The organism is Microbulbifer maximicatervae (SeqCode), from assembly GCF_052468095.1.
Map to the genome: position 1 here is coordinate 3655790 of NZ_CP174332.1, position 21151 is coordinate 3676940.

Annotated in this window: 18 protein-coding genes and 1 other RNA gene; 10 read left to right on the forward strand and 9 right to left on the reverse strand. The window is 50.5% G+C overall.

Features of this window, described 5'->3' with window-relative positions:
* Positions 1-103: 103 nt before the first annotated feature.
* The 4 genes from ACJJIL_RS15965 to ACJJIL_RS15980 form a co-directional block, all read right to left on the reverse strand.
* On the reverse strand, positions 104-1921 hold the full coding sequence (locus ACJJIL_RS15965) for a DUF885 domain-containing protein (RefSeq protein ID WP_445360179.1): 1818 nt from the start codon (positions 1919-1921) through the stop codon (positions 104-106).
* Between the two features lie 127 nt (positions 1922-2048).
* Positions 2049-2981 (reverse strand): universal stress protein, encoded by a 933-nt coding sequence (locus ACJJIL_RS15970; protein ID WP_445354855.1) that lies wholly within the window; start codon positions 2979-2981, stop codon positions 2049-2051.
* Positions 2982-3256: 275 nt separating this feature from the next.
* Positions 3257-3970 carry a DnaA regulatory inactivator Hda gene (gene hda / locus ACJJIL_RS15975; RefSeq protein ID WP_445360180.1) on the reverse strand — a complete coding sequence of 238 codons (714 nt, stop codon included), beginning with the start codon at positions 3968-3970 and terminating at the stop codon, positions 3257-3259.
* Position 3971: 1 nt separating this feature from the next.
* Positions 3972-5069, reverse strand: coding sequence for a DUF2066 domain-containing protein (locus ACJJIL_RS15980; RefSeq protein WP_445354856.1), 1098 nt, complete (start codon positions 5067-5069; stop codon positions 3972-3974).
* A 277-nt stretch (positions 5070-5346) separates the two neighbouring features.
* Between ACJJIL_RS15980 and purM the strand changes: the two genes are divergently transcribed.
* The 6 genes from purM to ACJJIL_RS16010 all read left to right on the forward strand — a co-directional run bounded on the left by purM (position 5347) and on the right by ACJJIL_RS16010 (position 12105).
* Positions 5347-6408, forward strand: coding sequence for a phosphoribosylformylglycinamidine cyclo-ligase (gene purM / locus ACJJIL_RS15985; RefSeq protein ID WP_445360181.1), 1062 nt, complete (start codon positions 5347-5349; stop codon positions 6406-6408).
* Complete coding sequence (gene purN, locus ACJJIL_RS15990) at positions 6408-7052, forward strand: phosphoribosylglycinamide formyltransferase (protein ID WP_445360182.1); 645 nt, start codon at positions 6408-6410, stop codon at positions 7050-7052. Before purM ends, purN begins: the two co-directional genes overlap by 1 nt.
* 101 nt (positions 7053-7153) lie before the next feature.
* Positions 7154-7858, forward strand: a complete 705-nt coding sequence (locus ACJJIL_RS15995; protein ID WP_282931679.1) for a DUF3108 domain-containing protein — start codon at positions 7154-7156, stop codon at positions 7856-7858.
* 244 nt (positions 7859-8102) lie between these two features.
* Positions 8103-9506: an OmpP1/FadL family transporter gene (locus ACJJIL_RS16000; protein ID WP_445360183.1), complete on the forward strand. Its 1404-nt coding sequence runs from the start codon at positions 8103-8105 to the stop codon at positions 9504-9506.
* A gap of 506 nt (positions 9507-10012) precedes the next feature.
* Positions 10013-10786, forward strand: a complete 774-nt coding sequence (locus ACJJIL_RS16005; protein ID WP_282931677.1) for a type IV pili methyl-accepting chemotaxis transducer N-terminal domain-containing protein — start codon at positions 10013-10015, stop codon at positions 10784-10786.
* A 2-nt stretch (positions 10787-10788) separates the two neighbouring features.
* On the forward strand, positions 10789-12105 hold the full coding sequence (locus ACJJIL_RS16010) for a YlbE family protein (protein ID WP_445360184.1): 1317 nt from the start codon (positions 10789-10791) through the stop codon (positions 12103-12105).
* A 107-nt stretch (positions 12106-12212) separates the two neighbouring features.
* Here ACJJIL_RS16010 and ACJJIL_RS16015 read toward each other — a convergent pair whose 3' ends face one another.
* Positions 12213-14072: a M2 family metallopeptidase gene (locus ACJJIL_RS16015; RefSeq protein WP_444906087.1), complete on the reverse strand. Its 1860-nt coding sequence runs from the start codon at positions 14070-14072 to the stop codon at positions 12213-12215.
* A 250-nt stretch (positions 14073-14322) separates the two neighbouring features.
* An RNA gene (ffs, locus tag ACJJIL_RS16020) (signal recognition particle sRNA small type) lies at positions 14323-14420 on the reverse strand.
* 134 nt (positions 14421-14554) lie between these two features.
* Here ffs and ACJJIL_RS16025 point away from each other — a divergent pair.
* From ACJJIL_RS16025 to ACJJIL_RS16035, 3 genes are all read left to right on the forward strand, one after another.
* The gene (locus ACJJIL_RS16025) at positions 14555-15415 is read left to right on the forward strand and encodes a 6-carboxytetrahydropterin synthase (protein ID WP_282931674.1); all 861 of its coding nucleotides are present in this window, start codon (positions 14555-14557) and stop codon (positions 15413-15415) included.
* Between the two features lie 54 nt (positions 15416-15469).
* The gene (locus ACJJIL_RS16030; RefSeq protein WP_445360185.1) at positions 15470-16186 is read left to right on the forward strand and encodes a 16S rRNA (uracil(1498)-N(3))-methyltransferase; all 717 of its coding nucleotides are present in this window, start codon (positions 15470-15472) and stop codon (positions 16184-16186) included.
* Between the two features lie 247 nt (positions 16187-16433).
* On the forward strand, positions 16434-17789 hold the full coding sequence (locus ACJJIL_RS16035) for a substrate-binding domain-containing protein (protein ID WP_444912359.1): 1356 nt from the start codon (positions 16434-16436) through the stop codon (positions 17787-17789).
* Positions 17790-18081: 292 nt separating this feature from the next.
* Here the strand turns inward: ACJJIL_RS16035 and ald are convergent, their stop codons facing one another.
* Complete coding sequence (ald, locus tag ACJJIL_RS16040) at positions 18082-19227, reverse strand: alanine dehydrogenase (RefSeq protein ID WP_413664782.1); 1146 nt, start codon at positions 19225-19227, stop codon at positions 18082-18084.
* Between the two features lie 195 nt (positions 19228-19422).
* On the opposite strand from ald, the gene ACJJIL_RS16045 reads away from it, so the two are divergent.
* Entirely contained in the window at positions 19423-19908 is a 486-nt protein-coding gene (locus ACJJIL_RS16045; protein WP_108732211.1) for an Lrp/AsnC ligand binding domain-containing protein, read from the forward strand.
* 50 nt (positions 19909-19958) lie between these two features.
* On the opposite strand, the gene ACJJIL_RS16050 is transcribed toward ACJJIL_RS16045, so the two are convergent.
* Both ACJJIL_RS16050 and ACJJIL_RS16055 read right to left on the reverse strand, forming a co-directional pair.
* Positions 19959-20423, reverse strand: a complete 465-nt coding sequence (locus ACJJIL_RS16050) for an Mpo1 family 2-hydroxy fatty acid dioxygenase (protein WP_108732210.1) — start codon at positions 20421-20423, stop codon at positions 19959-19961.
* A gap of 107 nt (positions 20424-20530) precedes the next feature.
* The gene (locus tag ACJJIL_RS16055) at positions 20531-21043 is read right to left on the reverse strand and encodes an O-acetyl-ADP-ribose deacetylase (RefSeq protein WP_445360186.1); all 513 of its coding nucleotides are present in this window, start codon (positions 21041-21043) and stop codon (positions 20531-20533) included.
* Positions 21044-21151 lie beyond the last annotated feature (108 nt).

A 21151-nucleotide genomic window follows, 5' to 3' on the forward strand; every position in this document is an offset into this window, starting at 1 on the left:
CACATGATCCGAGCACCTTCACCCTTTCTAGCGGTAAAGATGCTCAAACTTTTAAGTTACTCTTTTTTCGATCCTATAGCCGAATACTCTGCAAAAGTGAATCCTAACTCTTGTTGGTTGCTATCCACTGATCTACCTGCTGCTCCAACACTGCCAATGGCAAAGCGCCATTGGTGAGAACTACATTGTGGAACTGGCGGATATCAAACTGGCTACCAAGCGCTTCTTTAGCGCGTTCACGCAACTCAAGAATCTTTAGCATACCGGTTTTGTAGGCCAGTGCCTGACCGGGCCAAACCATATATCGCTCGATTTCGGTCGTGACTTCGGACTCAGTCATACCGGTCTTTTCCAGCATATACTCAATCGCTTGCTCGCGACTCCAGCGCTTATAGTGCATTCCAGTATCCACGACCAACCGCACAGCCCGGAACATTTCCGCCTGCAACCGACCCAAATCATCATAGGGGTTTTCCTGGAAACCGGCTTCTTTAGCAAGCTTCTCGGAGTACAGTGCCCACCCTTCCGAGTAAGCATTAAACAACCCCATTTTACGGAAAGTCGGCACACCTTTTAGCTCTTGTGCAATTGCCAACTGGAAGTGATGCCCAGGTACCGCTTCATGGTAAGCCAAGGTACGCATTCCAAACTTTTTGGTTTCATGAACATCCCGCAAGTTTGCATAAAATACGCCGGGGCGAGACCCGTCCATTGCTGGAGGGTTGTAGTAGGCTCCCGCCGAACCTTGCTCTTTAAACTCTGGGACTCGGCGCACCTCAACACCCATTTTGGGTTTTAAATCAAAATAGTCACCCAGGCCTGCATCAATTTCATCAATCATTACCTGGTAATCGGCAATAATTTTCTCCCGCCCTAAATCTGAATCCTCATAAAGAAACTGGGGATCATTATTCAGTGCAGAGAAACGTTCGCTAATAGTGCCACTGGTTCTACCAACGGATGAAAAAATTTCATTCATTTCCGTTTCAATTCTTGCAACCTCTTCCAATCCAATACGATGGAGTTCCTCCGGTGTAATATCTGTACTGGTAAAGTTGCGTACCTGATAGGCATAGTAGGCATCCCCATCCGGCAATGCCCAAACACCATTGTTCTCTCCAACTTTTAACCGGAGAGTACTGAAATAATCGATTAGCCCTTGATACGCGGCGTAAACTTCTGTACCAATCAGCAACTCAGCTTGGCTGAGAATACGTTCCCGCTCCTGTTTATCCAGCTTTTCAATTTTGTTAAGTCGCTCCAGTAATGAGGTATAAAGTATATTTTCTTTTACCGGCGCGGCGATAAAACCCTGCATTTCCTCTAAAACACTATCGACAACAAAGCGCGGGGGCAGGATATCTTTCTCTTCCCTTATCTTCAGACCATCCAGCAATTGATCAAACTTACGTCCGACCTCTCCCAGACGAGACAAGTAATAATCAGCTTCTTTTGCATTGTTGATCTGATGTACTTCAGCGAGAAACTCCGGCAACCTATTCTGCTCACCCGACATTTGGTTAAGCGGGTAATCATGGTGCCTCCAGCGTTCAACTTCCGCCTTTATACTGAGAAGATGCTCTAACACATCATAGGAAATGGCCTGCTGCCCTTCCAAACTTTCGCGATCGTAGCTGCGCAATACCGCCAGCTCGCTCTTCATCATTTCAATAACACGCAACTGTTCTTCTTCAGACAAATCATCGAGATGCGCATTGTGTCCATCAATTCCAAATTGTTCCAAAATTCTAATTTGTGAAAGGATTTCCGGACTGCTACTGCCGATTTTTATAAAGACACGTTCAAAAAATACATCTATAGACCAAGGTTTGAAATAAACTGCATTAATAGCAAAAGCAGAAACTGCCAAAACCCCCACAAAAAATAAGCCGCCAAACCATTTGGCAATAGTCTTAATCATTATATTTCTCCCGAATTCTTAGCTGTAATTTTGTCCCGGTATCAGGATCACCTCAACTCCCGCAGCAGAGAATTCCGATAGAGCGATCAGCGCAGGGGCCAAGCTGAATTAGACCCATAATCCACAACTATTTTATCGGCGATACAAAGTCACTGGGCTTCAGAGCCAGCAGGGAACAACTGACCTTCTGCAATATATTCTCTGCTGTATTCCCCATAATGAAACCGGGAATACCCGCCCGTCCAACAGTGCCCATAACCAGCAAGTCGAGACCCTCTTCATCAATCAGCAATGGAATAAAGTTATCTGGATGGGCAACCACATGGTGAATACGTATTTCCCCCTCAATTCCGGATGCACGTATCAATACATCGAGCTTTGATCGGTGTTGGGCCCGCGCTGATTCAGTGGCTTCATCCAACTCTTCCTCAGAGGCGCTCAAGGGAAAATGGCGCCGCAAGTATTCATCGATATCGAAGTCCCAACAGGAAATAACATTCAATACCCCACTGCAACTGTCAGCGAGTACTCGCGACCAGCGCAGCAACCGGATCGCCAAGTCATAACTGCTGCCATCCTCGCATTCAGGGTCGAGAGCAACAGCCACCTGTATCTTGTTGCGATGTTCCTTGATTGGGCGGCACAGCCATACCGGGCAGGGACACTTTCGCAGCAGATCCATATCCATTGCCTTGAAGCCCTTAAGCTGGCTGCGACCCTCAACATTCTTGATCACCAGGTCATAGCCCTCAGCCAATACCCGGCGGATCACCCGCTCGGCAGGTCGGGCACCACAATCTGACTCAATCTCCAAATTGGTCCTTTCCGCCGATAACTCCATATGTACGCGGGCCGACTCAATTTCACTCCTGACCCTATCAAGCATTGTCCTCACGCAGAGCCGACTAAACTCCTCAAACCCCTCCGGCACCTTCGGACAGACCAGTAAAACCTTTATCTCCGCCTGATGATTGCGCGCCACTGCAAAAGCCTGCATGAGTCCGCTGCTTTCATCCTCAGCAGCATGGCTGACATACAGGATTTTATGAATGTTTGGCATAACGCTGCCCTCAACCAGAGACATTTGGGAGCAAACAGGGGCAAGACTCACCATAAACCCACTCGCTGCCTCAAATTGGTATCGTGAGCAGAGCAGATTTCACACGGAAATACACAGGTGAAGGAGATGGAGCAGGTGTAGATAGGGGAAGGTGAAGTGAGTAAACACCAACCATAATAGACGGAAAAAGCGTCAAGTGTCACCAAAACACAAGGCAAAGGAGCCCAAATGAGCCCAGGAGGCTAAAGCAGGTCGGTGAGGGCCCAATTCTGGGGTCAGATATCCAAAACCTGCTTAACAAAAGGAATGGTGATTTTACGCTTAGCCATAAGAGAAGCCCGGTCCAGCTCCTCCAGACACAGAAAGAGTGCTCGAGTATCCCTCGGGGCGCGGTGCAATATGTACTGGGCCACATCTTCCGGCAGGTCAAAACCGCGCAGACGGCTGCGACGGCGCAGGGCGGCAACTTTATCGCTGTCATTCAGGGTTTTGAGCTGGAATACCAGGGACCAGTGCAGGCGTGACTGCAAATCAGCCAGAGCAATATCCATACCGCGGGGTGACTTGCGAGCCCCCATTAATAACTGCCTGCCGCCATCCTTAACTCGGTTATAGAGATGGAAAATAGCGGTCTGCCACTCGGGCTGCCCCTCCAACAAATGAACGTCATCTATACAGACAAGGTCCAGGCGTTCGAGTCCGTCGAGAATAACAGCCGGGTCCATGTTCATTAGGTCTGCGAGAGGGAGATAATGGAAAGAGCGACCATTGGCCTCTGCGCACTGACAAGCAGACTGAAGCAAGTGGCTAATACCACTACCCGCCTCACCCCAAATGTAAATTACAGACTCGGGATTCTCGCCACTGGCAAAAGACTGCAGCAGGGCAACTACCTGTCGATTAGGATCTGAATCCGACAGGTAGAAGTTGTCAAATTTGGCGTCATCCCGCAGGGATACCCCCAGCGGCAATTGTTGCGGAATACTCATCTCAATCCCAGTGATAGCGCAACGGATTCTCAGCGCTGCCCAAGGGTGAACGGTATCCATTCAGGTTAATGGCGTCTCCGTCCGCTTGTGCTCGCAATTTATGGTTTAGAGCCAGGGTATCACGCAAATTGCTCAACCCTGCCGAAGTGACCAGTGCCAGGCGCATTCGGTCCCCTTCAACAGAGAGCAGGTTAGCACTGCTGACCTGTGCCAACCCCTGTAGATAACCAGATGCCTTGGCATAATCAGCAAAACTGTCGATACCAGACAACTCAACAATCACCGCACCCAACTGATTGTCCTGCCCATTCGGGGACACTGCATAGCGCTGAGCGAGAATATTGGCCAGCTGGTTAACGCCGCGCAGAGCGACCTCTTCCAGCGAACCTCCGGCAGTATCAAAGGCATAACTGCGACCGCCGTGAATTAGCAACCAATCTGCCTGCCAGCGATGGCCCGAAGCTTGAAGCACCCGCCCCATCAAAGTGGCATCGGGACTATAGCGAAAACCCGCCTTCTCAGCTGCCTGCTCATCCTGGGCCCAGAGAGCTCCCAGGGGCATATTGCGCTGATCATTAAGATCCATTACCGGGAAATCCAGGGGGACACCGCGCTCGATAGCCATTGCCTCGAGTACAGAGAAGAGCTCGGGGGTCGCCTCTTCACTCAAAGCACTGCGTCCCTCTTGCAGGGTATCTACTGCAAGCCACACCAAAGTACCGGGGCGATTGTTAGGCCACACGGGCAAGTTCAATTGATTAACTTGCCGGGAGATCGCTTGGGGATCAAAGGAAAGGTGTAAGTAGAGCTGATTGTCCTCGCGGGTATAGCGATACCCCTGAACAAACTGCTGTGCATTCTTTAATATCGGCTGCACATTTGGGTTACTACCGACAGCGGCATCTCCCGTAACACGTACGAACACACGTTCCAGGCCGCGACTTCCGGCTGCTGTACGATCCGTGGCTCCGCGACTCGACACAGCCTCGACAACTTCGTACAAATCCGAGATGACTCGAGCTTGAACCGGTAGGGCTAGAACACTGATGATCAGAGCCAGCAACTGCAACACCAATCCCTGCCGGAGCAGCTTGTGCATAGGACTTCTCTCCAAACCTCTTATTTTCCGCCCCTGAGCTTGCAGAAATTATTATCGATGTGCAAGACGCCAGATTTTAGGGCGGACTAAAAATTGCGGCTATTGTATCAGCGTCAGACGTTTCTCTCAGCCCCGAGTTCTCACTATCGGAGTGATTTCACAGTTCAAATGGCGAGAAAATGCCGAAATCCCCCTTCGAGATGCCGTCTGGGCGTGGCTACCAAGGCAAGACCCAGATAGAATACGCGCCCTTCGAATACCCACCGCAGGAAGAATCATGAGCGATTCCAAGCCGCAATCTACGCAAACGTCCCTTTCTTATAAAGATGCCGGTGTCGATATCGACGCAGGTAATGCACTGGTAGAGCGCATCAAAAATGTCGCCAAACGCACATCCCGCCCCGAGGTCATGGGCGGACTGGGCGGATTCGGCGCCCTGTGTGAAATTCCAAGCGGTTACAAACAGCCGGTTTTGGTTTCTGGCACCGATGGTGTAGGTACCAAATTACGCCTGGCAATGGACCTGGGCATTCACGACAGCATCGGTATCGATCTTGTCGCCATGTGTGTGAATGACCTGATCGTAGCCGGGGCTGAACCCCTCTTCTTCCTCGACTATTACGCAACCGGCAAACTCAATGTCGATATTGCTGCAGAAGTAGTTACCGGCATTGGCAAAGGCTGTGAGCTGTCAGGCTGCGCACTGGTCGGCGGCGAGACTGCCGAAATGCCCGGCATGTACGAAGGCGACGATTATGACCTGGCAGGCTTCTGCACCGGTGTCGTAGAAAAATCTGAAATCATCGACGGCAGCAAAGTTAAAGCTGGCGACGTATTGATCGGCTTGGCCTCCAGTGGGCCCCACTCCAATGGCTACTCCCTGATCCGCAAGGTTCTCGAAGTCAGCGGTGCCGATCTCCAGCAGGATATCGGCGGTGAAACCCTGGCCAAAGCGCTGATGGCCCCAACCCGTATTTACGTTAAAAACCTGCTGCAATTAATGAAGACCTTCCAGGTGAATGCGCTAAGCCATATCACTGGCGGCGGCTTACTGGAAAACCTGCCCCGCGTACTGCCCGAAGGCTGCAGCGCGCGTATTGATGTCACCAGCTGGGAAATGCCTCCTGTATTTAACTGGCTGCGTGATGCAGGCAATATCGATAGCCGCGAAATGTACCGCACGTTTAACTGCGGTGTTGGCATGGTTATTTGCGTGCCTGCAGAGCAATCCGAGTCGGCACTATCCGCTCTCAAGCAAATGGGCGAAGACGCCTTTATCGTTGGCACTATCGAAGATGCCAAAGACGGGGCGGAAGCAGTAGAGCTGGCGGGGCTGTAATGTCTTGTAGAGTTGCCGTATTAATCTCCGGTAGTGGCAGCAACCTGCAGGCTCTGCTGGATGCCGCCACACTAGAGGACGCGCCTTTTTCCGTGACTGCAGTTGTCAGCAATAAGGCTGATGCCTATGGGCTGACTCGCGCAGAACAGGCAGGCGTTCCCACCTCTGTGGTGAATCACCGGGATTACTCCAGCAGGGAAACCTTCGATCACGCCTTGATCGAAGAGATCGACAAGTGCAAACCAGATTTGGTTGTACTGGCTGGGTTTATGCGTATTTTGACACCCGACTTTGTGCGCCACTACAACGGCCGCCTGATCAACATTCACCCCTCCTTACTGCCGAAGTACCAGGGCCTGCATACCCATAAGCGGGCACTGGAAGCCGGGGACAAAGAACACGGCGTAACCGTGCATTTTGTCACCGAGGAACTCGACGGCGGGCCACCTATCGTCCAGGCCATTGTTCCTATTAAGGAGGGAGACACTCCTGAGCTACTGGCAAAGCGAGTGCAGGTTCAAGAGCACATCATTTACCCCATGGCGGTTACCTGGTTTGCCCAGCAGCGCCTGCAAATGGCGGATGATCGAGTGCAGCTGGATGGCGAATTACTACCTCACCACGGGGTTCAGGTTTCCGTATAAAACCAGCCCTTGATAGCTGGCGGGGTAAAAGTCCTTCAATGTACTTTGCGCGCCTCGCCAGCTAGTATTCAAAAGGGTTCAGTTTTTTGTGGGATATCACAGTGCGCCTTTTTGCTACCTCTCTGTTTCTTTTTTTAATTACCGGCCAGGCAATTGCTGCTGAGCTGGAACCTTTCAAAGCCACCTACGCCGCCCGATTTAATGGGATCAGCATTACCGCCACTCGGGAATTGTCCGGACAGGACGGCAACTGGCGCCTGGACTTCGATAGCAGCGCCCTTTTTGCCAGCATTAAAGAGTACTCTCGCTTTACCAGCCAGGATGGCCATATCACCCCCCAACATTACGAATATCGCCGCAAAGGCCTTGGTCGAAATCGCGCCACGGTGCTTAATTTCGAACCGTCAAAAGGTATGATCTTTAACGTCCATAATCCGGAGCGGGATCTCAAAGACGCCCCACCCAATATTCTTGACAAGGTGAGCTATCAAATCCAACTGGCACTCGATGTCGCCGCTGGAAAAACAGACCTTCAATACAAAGTTGCCGACGGCAAAAAAATTCGCGATTACAAATTCAGTCAAGTTGGCACTGAAACCCTAAAAACACCTCTGGGTCCGGTGGAGACAATTAAAGTCGCTCGAGTGAGAGATAAAGACTCAGGAAGAGAGACAACTGTCTGGATCGCACCGCAATGGAACTACGCTTTGGTGAAACTTATCCAAAGAGAAGAAAATGGCAAAAGGTATCAAATCAACCTGACAAATTTATCCATCAATGGCGAAAAAGTCGCTGCCAGCCAATAAATGGCCACATTTTCGACTGATGAAAAAAAATCCGTCGACTTGGATAGATTTTTGTCCCCATTGTCTTTATAAAGTCACTCCTCTCCCTCACTAGGGCAATGACGTATTGCTAGACTTTTTAGTAAGGGATTTGCTACGGAAGTGGAAGGTACTTATATAAGTCTAAAGGCCTTCCTGCCATGGCAGAGTTTTTTCCAACCTGTTTATGGCTTTCAGTAATCAGCAGACTTAGAGATGGGTTCTCATGAATAAAAAATACCTGCGACACGCAGTTCTGGCCGCAGCTATCAGCTCCGTTTCCCAAGGCGCTATGGCTGCAGGTTTCTACTTGCAGGAAACCAGTGCAACAGGCCTTGGCCGCGCATTTGCTGCCGAAAACACTATCGGCGACAACGCTGCAATTCTGGCGCGCAACCCAGCCGGTTCAGCACTATTCAATACTTACACCATTTCTCTTGGTGCGACTTACGTTGATCCCGAAATCGATGTTGATGGTGATGTCACCTACTATGTCGGCAGTGAGGAAACTGGCTACCTGGGATTCGAAACTCCCGCGAGCGCCAAAGACTACGCCACCAGCGCGGTAATCCCCAACGGCTACCTGGCCGCCCCCATCAATGATGAGTGGTCCTGGGGCCTTGCCATGTACACCGACTTTGGCCTGGAAACTGATTTCCCGGATAACTTCCCTGCAACTACAATCGCCAACAAAACCTCTCTGCTGACCGTAAACATCCAGCCATCTGTTGCTTACGATTTTAACGATCAATTCAGCATTGGCCTGGCAGCGAATATTTTCTACGTTGATGCAGAACTGAACACCACCTTCCCCGATGACTTCCTGATCGGTGACGTTGTAGAACCCGCCTTTGGATTTAACCCCTCCGGCGCCACCGTGTTGGACGTAAAAGGGGATGCCTGGGACCTGAGCTGGACCATCGGCGGCCTGTGGCGCATCAGCGACAACACTCGCGCAGGTATTTCTTACCACGCTAAGTACGACCCCAAAATTAAGGGTGAAGTAAGCTCCGACATCGCTCCGAGCCCGCTGGATTCATTTGACGATACTTCCGGCAACCTGACCCTGAACCTGCCTGACACCCTGGAGCTGGGCTTCTACCACCGCTTCAACAATAATTGGGGTGTGGCAGTAGGCTACATGTGGACCAACTGGGACCGTTTCGAGCGCCTCGAAGCCTTTATCCCCTCCGCTGGTGAAGACTACAACCCGCTTCTGCTGAAAGAAGAAAACTTCCAGAGCGGTTCTCGTTTCAGTATCGGTGGTGAATACTACCGCAATGACGAGTGGACCTTCCGCTTTGGTTACGCTTACGATCAAGGCGCTGCCCGCGACGGCTTGAACCGCCATGAAACCGAAGAACTCTCAGAACTGGTAGGCGAAGACCTTCCGATTACCTGGCGTACCCTGTCTATTCCCGACACTGATCGCCAGTGGCTGACTGTTGGCGGCACCTACTCACTAACTGACAAACTCACTGTTGATGGCGCTTTCGCCTACATCTGGGGTGATGACGAAGTTATCCAGGAAGCTAACAACATTAACGACTCCCTGATTACCTACTTCGATGGTGGCACCACCAAAACTGAAGCTTACCTGTTCAGCTTGGCTCTGAATTACCAGTTCTAAGTCACCTTAGATCTGATAAGAAGAAGGCTCTACCCTTGGTAGGGCCTTTTTTATTTCCAGCGATTATCAGCCCTCCTCTAAACTTCCATAAACCTCACAACAGTCCGCTCCCCAGAAAACTCTCCCCGCCCCCAATCCAAATACCACCAAAGCGTTAACACCGAAAAAAAGGGTTAGATATCTCCATCCTTAAATTTGATATAAGGAACGTCAAATCCTAAAACCAGATGAGTTTGCAAAATCATATATCTTAACAACGCATTTAAATTATTTATTTTTGCTCATTTAATGGAATCTGGAGCTTATTTGTTTAACTTATCAATATTGTTCAAAATCGCCTTATTCAGAAAGCAGGCCCCATAAGCTCACACCACTGTTACTCAAGGATCTCTGAATAACCCCGTAATACCTCTGCGACCTCTCATTAACTGAGAGGGATCACGCATGCATTGCAAACATCAAACCCACTTAAATTGTGAAGTAAGTCAAACTACAAGAGTAAAATCATGAAGTTGTCAGCAGTATTTATCTTGTTAATTTTAAGCCTGGATGTCGCAGCCTTCTCTATGGGAGACGCCATCAATACGGCTGGTCGACAAAGAATGCTATCCCAACGCATCACCCAGACTTACATCTTGCGTGGCATTCAACCGGATGCAGAGCGCCACGAAAAGGTATTTGCCCGATCAATTCACGAATTTAAAAAGAATCACGAGAAACTAAATAATTTTCATGGCGCAGAAAAGATCAGGGATCAACTTGTTAAAGTTGAAAGAGAATGGAAAGCGTTTGAGTCTGTCGCCTTACAACCCGTCAATAAACAAAGCGCCAGCGAATTATTTCAGCGCAGCAACTCCCTTCTTTCTGCTGCCCACACCTATGTGGTCCAACTCCAACAAGTCGCCAATCACAACAGCGCCGAACTCATTAATATCGCCGGCCGCCAGCGTATGCTCTCCCAGAGAATCGCCAAGAACTACGCTGCTAAACTTTGGGAAGTATCCTTGGATGATGCCGAAACCGGATTGCAAGAAGATCTCTCCGAATACTCCAACCGACTGAACCAACTATTGGAGAGCCCCCTCAATACGCCAGAGATCAATGACAACCTGCGCAAAGCAAAAGACCACCTGAGTTACGCCAGCCGAGGGTTTGAGGGAGACATGAAAATATCTGAAAAACGCCAGATACAGGTAATCACCGGCACCACTGATCTGATGCTACGCAATATGAACATCGTTACTGAACAATATGCTGAGTTATTAAATTCAGGGGAGTAGGGATGAGAACAGACATTGAATTCAGGCCCAGCACCGAAGAAATCCTCCATAAACTGGCAACCCCTGAGTTCCAAGCTCTCAATCAGCAAGCGAATGACGAATCCATTAAGCGCATGAAGCAGGCTGTGCCGATTTTGATTGGGATAGGCAAAGCCAGTGACAACATCCCTGGAATGCGAAAAAATTTAGTCCTGCATGCCGGTCCCCCAATAACCTGGCAGCGGGCATCTGGACCGTTAAAAGGCGCAATCATTGCCGGCCTGATTTATGAAGGCCTGGCTAAAAATAAAGTTGAAGCGGAGCGGGTTATGGAGGAAGGCCAAGTTGATCTTGAGCCTTGCCATAACCACAATGCGGTCGGGCCCATGGCTGGCATTATTACCCATTCAATGTCTGTGTATATTGTCGAAGATAAGCTATCTGGTAATCGCGCTTACTCCAATCTCAGTGATGATCGTGCCGATTACCGCGGCAGCTCTATCCGCTTTGGTGTCTACGATAAATCAGCAATCAATTACCTTCGCTGGATAGAGGACGAAATTGCTCCCGTATTAAATCAAGCAATTCTAGATGAAGGCGGGATTGATTTTATACCGATCATTGGCCGCAGCCTCCTTATGGGGGACGACTGCCATGTCATGACTAATGCCGCAACACTGATTTTCTCCAGAATTTTAATGCCGGGAGTTATTCGGGCTAGTAAAAAGCGAAAAGATATTGAAAAGATTGCGAACCAAATTTACAAGGATGAGACATTCCCGTTGAACCCAATCATGGCCACCTGCAAACTTGTTTCCGATGCAGGCAGCGGTATTCCTCACAGCAGTATTATCACAACCATGGCTCGCAATGGGACGGAATTTGGTATTCAAGTTTCAGGGCTGGACAAGGCCTGGTTTACCGGTTTGGCTGGGGTTGGCCATGGATTATTAATGCCGGGCATCACTCCTGCAGATGTCAATCGAGATATGGGAGACAGCGCCATCACAGAGACTATGGGTTTTGGCGGCACCCACAAAATATTCTCAGGAACATACCAAGATAACATCGACAACATACTGAAAATGTACGATATCTGTCACTCGGAAAGTGACTTTGTCGTTACTCCGGGCATCGAGGGGAGAGGCGCCCCTCTTGGATTCGACCTACTTAAAATTATCAGGACCGGTACAACACCAACAATTAATTCTGGCTTGGCCCACAAAAGCATGAACCGTTATCAAGTCGGTACTGGGTCTCTCCACCCCCCGCTGGAAGCATTTTTAAATGCTGCTGCCAGCTTTCTAAATTCTGAGGAAGAGCAACCCCCTGTCCACTAATAACTGAGCCTCACAACTAATTCCCAAGATTCATATTTCACGTGCGCATAAAACAGAAAAAGGGGCAAAGCCCCTTTTTCTAATACCGACAAAATTGAAAGCTCAGATTACCAACCGCACTGACGCCCTTGGTTCTGCTCTTCCAGGTACGCCATCAGCGGCTGGAAGTAATCGATAATGGCGGAAGCATCCAGGTCGCGCTGACCAGTGAGCGCTTCCATAGCATCCGGCCAGGGCTTGCTTGCACCCATTGCCAACATAGCGCGCAGCTTCTTACCAGCCTCATCATTCTGGTAGATGGAGCAGCGGTGCAGCGGTCCGGTTTCACCAGCGGCTTCACACAGCGCACGGTGGAATTGGAACTGCTGGATACGCGCCAGGAAGTAGCGAGCGTAAGGTGTATTACCGGGGATATGGTACTTGGCACCCGGATCGAAGTTCTCTTCGGAGCGCTCTACCGGAGCGGCAATGCCCTGGTAATCTTCACGCAGTTTCCACCAGGCTTTGTTGTAGTCTTCCGGCTTCACCTCACCGTTGAATACTTGCCAGCGCCACTTATCAACGAGCAGACCAAATGGCAGGAAGGCAATCTTATCCAGCGCCTGCTGCATCAGGTAACCGATATCTTTACTCTCATCCGGCACCTCATTCATCAAACCGATTTCCTTGAGGTACTTCGGCGTGATGGAAAGCGCGATGGTGTCGCCAACAGCTTCGTGGAAGCCGTCGTTAGCGCCATTTTTATAGAGGAAAGGCTGATCCTTATAAATGCGCTGGTAGAAGTTGTGGCCCAACTCGTGGTGGATGGTAACCAGGTCTTCACCCGTTTTATTGATACACATCTTGATGCGGAGATCGTCCTGCCCGTCCATATTCCAGGCGCTGGCATGACAAACTACATCGCGATCGCGTGGCTGGGTGAACTGGGAGCGCTCCCAGAAAGTTTCCGGTAGAGGCTTAAAGCCCAGGGAGGTGAAGAACTTCTCCCCGACTTTAACCATGTCTTTTTCACTCATGCCGGAATCAACCACCAGCTGAGTCAGATCATAGGGGGCCTGCATGTCGTCGTCTTTTACGATGTCGTAGACGTTACCCCACTCCTGAGCCCACATATTACCCAGCAAGTGTGCAGGAATCTTACCCTGAGCCGGCACTACGTCATCGCCATAATGCTCATTCAACTTGGCGCGAACATGGCAGTGCAAAGCTTCGTACAACGGCTTCACTTTACCCCACTGGGTATCCATATCTGCCGCAAAAGCATCTGGAGCCATATCGTATTTGGAGCGCCAGAAAACACTCAGGTTGTCATAACCCAGCTCTTTGGTGCCCGCATTACCGATCTCCACCTGGCGCTCATACAGAGGCTTCATGGGAGGAGAAACTTTACGCCAACCAACCCACAAATCCTTAAGCAATTCAGGATCGCGATTAGTCGCCATCACCTGCCCCATCTCGGTCAGGGTATAGCACTTTTCTTCACCGGCATCTTCGCGGCAGTATTTACCGGCACCGTACATGCCCTGCATTTTTGAGCCAATTTGCGCCAACTCAGAAGTTAGTGCCGGATCTTTCGGCGCCGGGAATACCAACCCCTGCTTCAACATGGTCAACTGGCGACGGGTATCCGGGTCCAGGTCCAAGTCGTTAAATTTGGCGGCCTCTGAAGCCAGCTCCACGGCCAGGGTGGTGTATCGCTCTGAAGCCAAAGCTTCTACGTATTGGGAATCAATATTGATATAGGTAGAAGCAAGCCAAGCGGCATGGCTTGCCTCTTGTCCCATTTTTTCCATGCGAGCCTGGGCATCTTTTAAGAAAGCTTGCGCATCTTTGACTGTCAGCTGGGAATTATCAGCTGGGCTTTCCGCAGTCGCCTGGGCTACACCAACCGGTTTTACCGCTTGCTGCCCACTGTCACAGGCAGACAGTGCAACGGCAACCGCTATCGAGAGAGCAACTTTTTTCATTTTCTCCTCAAGAATCATTTTTAGATCTGCTTATAGTTGACGCCGTTTATAGCATAAGCCCCACACAATCAGCGACGACGAGGCCGAAGATCGAGCCAGATCGACACAAAATCCCCTTTTATATCGTCTTTGCGGGAAAAAATTTGGTGAGGAAAAGAGCAAAAACCCAGGATACGGTCGAGCAAAACACTCTCAACGGGGAATTTCAGGGGATGATTTTTGAAACAAAGAAGGGAGAGATTGGAGGCAGCCCAACCAGCAACACCCTCGGCACATGATACCACTGCTACCGTTGCTCCCTTCCGGGCCTGGCGGAGTTCACAGCTGCTCATTGCGAGGGGACCGGGAGGGCCGCCACAACGATCTTCGGTGTCAGTGCATCCGAAGAGGGCGCGATTATAGAGGCATAAACGAATAAGATCCAGCCCTATTAACAGGTTATAATAAACGACTACTATCTCACCCCCTGCAAAGAGTTACTCATGCACTTGTTTGTCGATAATTTAACCAACGTTGACTTCAGCTACCTCGACTCAAAACGAGGCATCGTAGGCGAGACCTGGCTGGCAAACGCAGCCCTCGATGGCGCCTTGGATGAACAGGGGATGGTTTGCGACTTTGGCATAGTGAAAAAGACCCTGAGGCATTGGCTGGATGATCAAGTCGACCACCGCCTCTTGGTACCTACCCGCTCACCCCAACTGACCCTGGAGCACAGTGGAGACCAGGTTAACCTGACCTGGCTACTGGAAAACGGGGCCTCTATTAAAGTGTCAGGTCCGGAACAAGCTTTTGCCTTAGTGGACGCCGAGGTAATTACTCCTGAGAGCGTCGCCGTCTGGTGTGTCCAGCAGCTGGCCAGCCACTTCCCCGATAGCGTGGAGAAGCTCAAGCTCAGCTTCCACTGTGAAGTCATTGAAGATGCTTTCTACCACTACAGCCATGGCCTGAAAAAACACCTTGGCAACTGCCAGCGTATCGCCCATGGACACCGTTCACGTATTCAGGTCATGACGGGTGGCCAACGCGATACAGAGCTGGAAAAGTACTGGGCTGAGCGCTGGGAAGATATCTACCTGGGCACTCGCGAGGATCTGGTTTCAACAACTGCCGATGATCGCGGTGAGGATATCCATAACTTTGCTTACAGTGCACAACAGGGAAACTTCACCCTGTCCATCCCTGCCAAAGTTTGTGAAATTCTTGACTGTGATACCACGGTGGAGCAGTTGGCCCAATATATCGCCAACACCCTGGCGGCTAAAGAGCCTGGGAAAGCGATTACCGTAAGAGCCTACGAAGGTATTGGCAAAGGCGCGATTGCTTCAGCTCAAACCAGCTAGCCCAGCCCCATAGCACCGACACCGTTATAAATTGAAGTACCAAGGCGCCCGACTTTGAACCTGATTGTTTTACAAAAGCACGACTTTATTAGTCCCAATCGCGTCCGCCTGACTGGACGCCAATTGGAGCATATCATCAAGGTTCACAGAGCAGCGCCGGGACAACAACTTCGTGTCGGACTGCTCGACGGGCAAATAGGTAGTGGCGAGATTGTTACGCTCGACGAGAAGTGCGTTGAGCTTGAGGTGGCATTCGCAATCGATCCGCCCCAGCCATTACCTCTCACACTTATTTTGGCCCTACCTCGCCCCAAAATGCTCAAGCGGGTTATCCAGCATTTGACTGCACTCGGAGTCAAAAAACTGGTTTTAATTAATAGTTACCGGGTCGAAAAGTCTTACTGGCAAACTCCCTGGTTACAGGAAGACAAACTCTTTGAGCAATGCCTGCTCGGACTAGAGCAGGCTGTCGATACACAAATGCCGGAAATTCTGTTGCGCAAACGCTTTAAACCGTTTGTCGAAGACGAACTCCCTTCCCTCTCCAGTGACTCCCGTAAACTGGTGGCTCATCCAGTAGGGGGAACGGCTTGCCCTGTGGACATAAAGCAACCGACCACTTTAGCCATTGGCCCTGAAGGCGGCTTTATCAGCTATGAAGTCGAGAAGCTCCAGGAAGCAGGCTTTCAATCCGTTCACCTGGGTCCACGTATTTTGCGGGTAGAAACTGCACTGCCAGTACTGATTAGCCGGTTATTTCCCGCGTTTTAAATTATCGGACTTTACGAGGCTCTGCTGCATATCCACAGGAGCCTCTGAGTACTTACCCGACGTATTGCTTTTTAAGCTTTTACGAAAGCTTAACTACCCATACTTCAATTGTTCAAATAACCCCCAGTAAAGTTACCTATCTCTTGCGATGAGACAGTTGCACAATTCAGCAATCAATATTTCATCAATTTGTCACAATTAAGCCATATTTTGCGCCCTCGTTTTACCACCTTACGGTCGAATTACTATGAGCGTATTCTTAAGCCGGCTAAAGCAAACCCTTACCTTACTTCTTATTGGGGGGGCACTGGCTGCTGCAACTTCTACAGCCCAAACCCGTTTCCCTCCCGATACAACGGGCCTGCTTTTTACTCTACACGGCTCCAATACTGTCGGTGCAAAGCTGGCACCCAACCTGGTGAGTAATTACCTGGAATCCCGAGGTGGCAGTAATCTGGAGGTTATTCCTCTAGAGAAAGAAAATGAGGTTCGAGTACAGGGGGATCTGGGCAGCAATAAAATTTATGTCGATATTGCGGCACACGGTTCAAGCACTGGATTTAAAGGCCTTGAACGGTCCCAGGCAAATATCGCCATGGCTTCGCGACCAATAAAAGATGCTGAGCATGCAGCGCTGAGTCGCTTTGGAGATATGCGCGGTCAAGGTGCAGAACATGTCATTGCCATCGATGGACTCGCCATTATTGTTCACCCTCAAAACCCCATTACTCAATTAACCCTGCAACAAATAGCAGCAATATTTTCCGGGAAAATTACCGACTGGTCTGAAGTGGGCGGGCGGAAAGGTCGTATCAAAGTTCTGGCGAGAGATAATCAGTCCGGCACCTGGGATACGTTTAAAAGCTTGGTGCTCGGGAAAAAGTACTCCCTTATTACTAATGCAAAACGCTTCGAATCGAATGATCAATTGTCAGACCGTGTTTCGGCGAATCCCAACAGTATTGGATTTGTCGGCTTGGCGTCTATTCGACGAGCCAAGGCCGTATCGGTATCCGATCAGAACACCCAACCGCAAGCTCCAGAGCATCTGACAATTGCAACCGAGGACTACCCCCTCTCCCGCCGTCTATTTCTCTATACCGCAGCTTACAATTTAAAACCCGTCGCCGAAGAGTTCCTGCACTTTGTACAGAGCGAGCAGGGGCAGGAGCTGGTAAAGGCCACTGGATTTGTCGCGCAGACGCCAATGGGTGTAAAACCTGAAGCCAACCGGGAGGGGCCCAGCGAATACCTGAAATTAACGGAAAATGCAGAACGCCTGAGTATTAACTTCCGTTTCTCTGAAGGCAGCGCCTCTTTAGATAACAAGGCAAAACAGGATATACAGCGACTTGTCCGCTTTATGCAAAAGCCTGAGAACAGCCACAAGCGACTGCTATTGATCGGATTTGGCGATGAGAAAGTGAGCGAGGGACGCTCAATCGTTTTATCAAAACTACGCGCAGTTACCGTTCGCTCAGCTCTAAGGGATCACCAGATTAATACAGCACCGGTTCAGGGCTTTGGTGCCTATCTGCCGGTAGCCTCCAACAGCTCCAGCTCAAAGATAAAAAATCGCCGGGTAGAAATCTGGGTTATTTAACCCTAGCCCAAAACCCCTCTCCCTCGTGAGGCGACAAGGAAGTCCCTCAGCACCCTTTCTGTTTTTCCTTCTCCCCTTCCCCAGTTTTTCCCTAAACAACACATCCAGCTTTTTCTAAAGCATAAATAACGCGCATAAAAAAGCCGCGTAAATACACGGCTATCAATTAGTGGCTATGCCACCAGGTCTCACAGAGAGGAACGCAAAGAGCGCTCCGGGGGAAACTTCCCAACAACAAGCGCGTTACCGCTTATTTACAATGTGGCCGCCCGCAGGCGGCCACTGGGGGCAATTAAGCTACAGCGTCTTCCGCTACTGCTTGTTTTTGCAGAGCCAGTTTGGGATCTACAAACTCGTAACCCAATACGTCGGCTACGGCTTGGTAGGTCACCATGCCAGCGTGAACATTCAGGCCTTCCAGCAGGTTGGAATCGTCCAACAGTGCCTGCTTGGCGCCTTTGTTTGCCAGGGCTACCGCGAAAGGCAGGGTGGCATTGTTCAGGGCCATAGTGGAGGTGCGAGCTACACCGCCGGGCATATTGGCAACACAGTAGTGAACCACACCATCAACTACGTAAGTAGGCTCTTGGTGAGTAGTCGCCTTGGAAGTCTCGAAACAACCGCCCTGGTCAATAGCAACGTCAGCTACAACTGCGCCTTTCTTCATGCGGCTGATAATGTCGCGGGTCAGCAGTTTGGGGGCTGCCGCGCCAGGAATCAGAACCGCACCAACAACCAGGTCAGCTTCCAGTGCGTGCTTTTCAATAGCATCGTTAGTGGAGTACTCAGTGCGAACCGCACCACCGAAAATATCGTCCAGCTGACGCAGACGCGGCAGGGAGCGGTCGAGGATAGTAACGTCAGCACCCATACCCAGGGCCATCTTCGCTGCGTTAGTACCAACAACACCGCCACCGATAATCAGGACTTTAGCAGGAGCTACACCGGGAACACCGCCGAGCAGTACGCCGAGACCACCCTGTGCTTTTTCCAGGTGGTGGGCACCGCACTGTACAGACATACGGCCAGCAACTTCAGACATGGGCGCCAGCAGAGGCAGGCCTCCGAAGCGATCGGTTACAGTTTCATAAGCGATGCAGGTAGCGCCGGATTTCACCAGCAGCTCAGTTTGTTTGGGGTCTGGAGCCAGGTGCAGATAGGTGTACAGAACCTGCCCAGGACGCAGCATTTCGCACTCGTGGGGCTGGGGCTCTTTTACCTTGACGATCATATCGGCAGTGGCAAAAATCTCTTCCGGAGTATCGATAATCTTGGCGCCGGCTTGAACGTACATCTCATCGGGGAAACCAATAGCGGCACCACCATCCTTCTGTACGATCACTTGGTGGCCGTGGCCAACCAGTTCGCGAACACTCGACGGCGTCAGGCCAATACGATACTCGTGGTTCTTAATCTCTTTAGGGACGCCAATCAACATTTTCCTTCTCCTCGCTCTGTGCGCTCGGTACTGCCTTAATCAAATAGGAGTACCTAATTTCTATGTTTTCCCCAGTATAAGAACAGATAAGAAGTGGATATTTAGTAGATTTTTGATAAAACTAGTGGAATCCACTAATAACCCTGTCGCCAAGTCTATTTTTTGACCATGTCGACCAATTCGGAGTCAGCAGTTATGCGCAAACGTGCGGGAGAGCTAAGTACCATCGACCGGAACATATTGCGTGTTCTACAAAAGAATGGGAGAACCAGCTATGCCGAGCTGGCCCGACAGGTGGGATTGACCGCGACCCCCTGCGTCGAACGGGTCAAGCGCCTGGAAAATGACAATGTTATTCAGGGCTACACCGCCCTGATCAACCCGGAGTACCTCGATGCTGCCCTGGTCGTTTTTGTGCAGATCAGACTGAATCGATCCGCACAGGACGCCTTTGAGGAATTTCGCAACGCCGTGGCCGCCCTGCCTGAAGTGCAGGAGTGTTACTTGGTATCGGGGAATTTCGATTACCTGATCAAAGCCCGGGTGGCGGATATGAGTGCCTACCGCAAGTTCTACGGCGAAACGCTTTTGACACTGCCGGAAGTGCAGGAGTGCACCAGCTATGTGGTGATGGAAGAAGTCAAAGAGACATTGGAAGTACCGGTTCACTACAACCGATAGCGGGATAGATCGATGAGTGGCCACAGCCACTCATCTGCATAAATCGGCAATCAGTATTGAATGCCCAGTTTCCGGTAAATAAACCCGATCACCCAGGCAGGGCCAATCAACAGGAATTGTAAGTCCTTAAAGAAAGAGGGTTTCTTGCCTTCGATATGGTGGCCAATAAATTGGAACACCCACATGATCACGAATAGGGCCAATGCCGTCTGCCAGATGGGCACCCCCAGCCGCTCCAATACCGACCAAGCCCACAGGCATAAAACAGTTAACCCCGTCATTCCCAGGGCAATGGGAAACGACATCGCGAAATAAAACAGGAGAATCGGGATTGTCACCACGACGGCCCAATTCAGCCAGGGAATTGTCGCCATAAATTCCGGCTGCGGAACTGCCCACAAAAGTCCGGCCACAGTTGCATAAATTACGGGAACAGCAATCCAATGAATGGATTTGTTGATCGGATTCTGATGACTCTCACCATACTCGGAAAACCACTGCTGGGCACTGCGCATGACAATCTCCTCATTCTTATATTGTTATTGTCAGAGCAATAATAATCGCCAAGCCATGGATATCAATCAATGGCCGAAAATACCACGAGGCCTACAAAGCGTGGCTTTTAGCGCCTAACGTAGGCATCCAACTGGGATAGATAGAGATCCGCCATCGATTTATCGAAACAACAGAATACAACCTGCTGCGGCGCCCCCTCCTTCTCCTGGAATTGCTGTACCTGCTCTACAGCCACCTCTACAGCCCGCTCCGGGGGATAGTCGTAAACGCCACAACTGATCGCCGGAAAAGCAATCGAGCGCATATTTTCGCGCCGAGCCAATGCCAGGCAGTGTCGATAACAGCTGGAGAGCAACTCGGGCTCACCCAAACTGCCGCCGCGCCAAACTGGCCCAACCGTGTGGTAGATACGTTTTACGGGAATGGAATAAGCGCCAGTGGCGCGCACTTCACCAACAGGACAGCCGCCCAGACTGCGGCAGGCCTCCAGTAGATTGGGCCCCGCTGCGCGGTGTATGGCCCCATCGACACCACCGCCTCCCAAGAGACGGCTGTTGGCAGCATTGACGATTACATCGACGTGCAATCGAGTGATATCACCGAGATGAACTTTGATCACTCAGCATCTCCAACCGCTATTTGAATAATTGCTGCGGATGGAAATCCATTTCACTTCACAACAGTCGCACCTTTGCCAGAGATGCGTCCCTAGCGCGGCTGGTCTGTC

Bases quoted from the DNA above. Each gene is read 5' to 3' on its own strand.
- ACJJIL_RS15965 (WP_445360179.1), bottom strand. From the start codon at position 1,921: ATGATTAAGACTATTGCCAAATGGTTTGGCGGCTTATTTTTTGTGGGG.
- ACJJIL_RS15970 (WP_445354855.1), bottom strand. From the start codon at position 2,981: ATGCCAAACATTCATAAAATCCTGTATGTCAGCCATGCTGCTGAGGAT.
- hda (WP_445360180.1), bottom strand. From the start codon at position 3,970: ATGAGTATTCCGCAACAATTGCCGCTGGGGGTATCCCTGCGGGATGAC.
- ACJJIL_RS15980 (WP_445354856.1), bottom strand. From the start codon at position 5,069: ATGCACAAGCTGCTCCGGCAGGGATTGGTGTTGCAGTTGCTGGCTCTG.
- purM (WP_445360181.1), top strand. From the start codon at position 5,347: ATGAGCGATTCCAAGCCGCAATCTACGCAAACGTCCCTTTCTTATAAA.
- purN (WP_445360182.1), top strand. From the start codon at position 6,408: ATGTCTTGTAGAGTTGCCGTATTAATCTCCGGTAGTGGCAGCAACCTG.
- ACJJIL_RS16000 (WP_445360183.1), top strand. From the start codon at position 8,103: ATGAATAAAAAATACCTGCGACACGCAGTTCTGGCCGCAGCTATCAGC.
- ACJJIL_RS16005 (WP_282931677.1), top strand. From the start codon at position 10,013: ATGAAGTTGTCAGCAGTATTTATCTTGTTAATTTTAAGCCTGGATGTC.
- ACJJIL_RS16010 (WP_445360184.1), top strand. From the start codon at position 10,789: ATGAGAACAGACATTGAATTCAGGCCCAGCACCGAAGAAATCCTCCAT.
- ACJJIL_RS16015 (WP_444906087.1), bottom strand. From the start codon at position 14,072: ATGAAAAAAGTTGCTCTCTCGATAGCGGTTGCCGTTGCACTGTCTGCC.
- ACJJIL_RS16025 (WP_282931674.1), top strand. From the start codon at position 14,555: ATGCACTTGTTTGTCGATAATTTAACCAACGTTGACTTCAGCTACCTC.
- ACJJIL_RS16035 (WP_444912359.1), top strand. From the start codon at position 16,434: ATGAGCGTATTCTTAAGCCGGCTAAAGCAAACCCTTACCTTACTTCTT.
- ald (WP_413664782.1), bottom strand. From the start codon at position 19,227: ATGTTGATTGGCGTCCCTAAAGAGATTAAGAACCACGAGTATCGTATT.
- ACJJIL_RS16045 (WP_108732211.1), top strand. From the start codon at position 19,423: ATGCGCAAACGTGCGGGAGAGCTAAGTACCATCGACCGGAACATATTG.
- ACJJIL_RS16050 (WP_108732210.1), bottom strand. From the start codon at position 20,423: ATGCGCAGTGCCCAGCAGTGGTTTTCCGAGTATGGTGAGAGTCATCAG.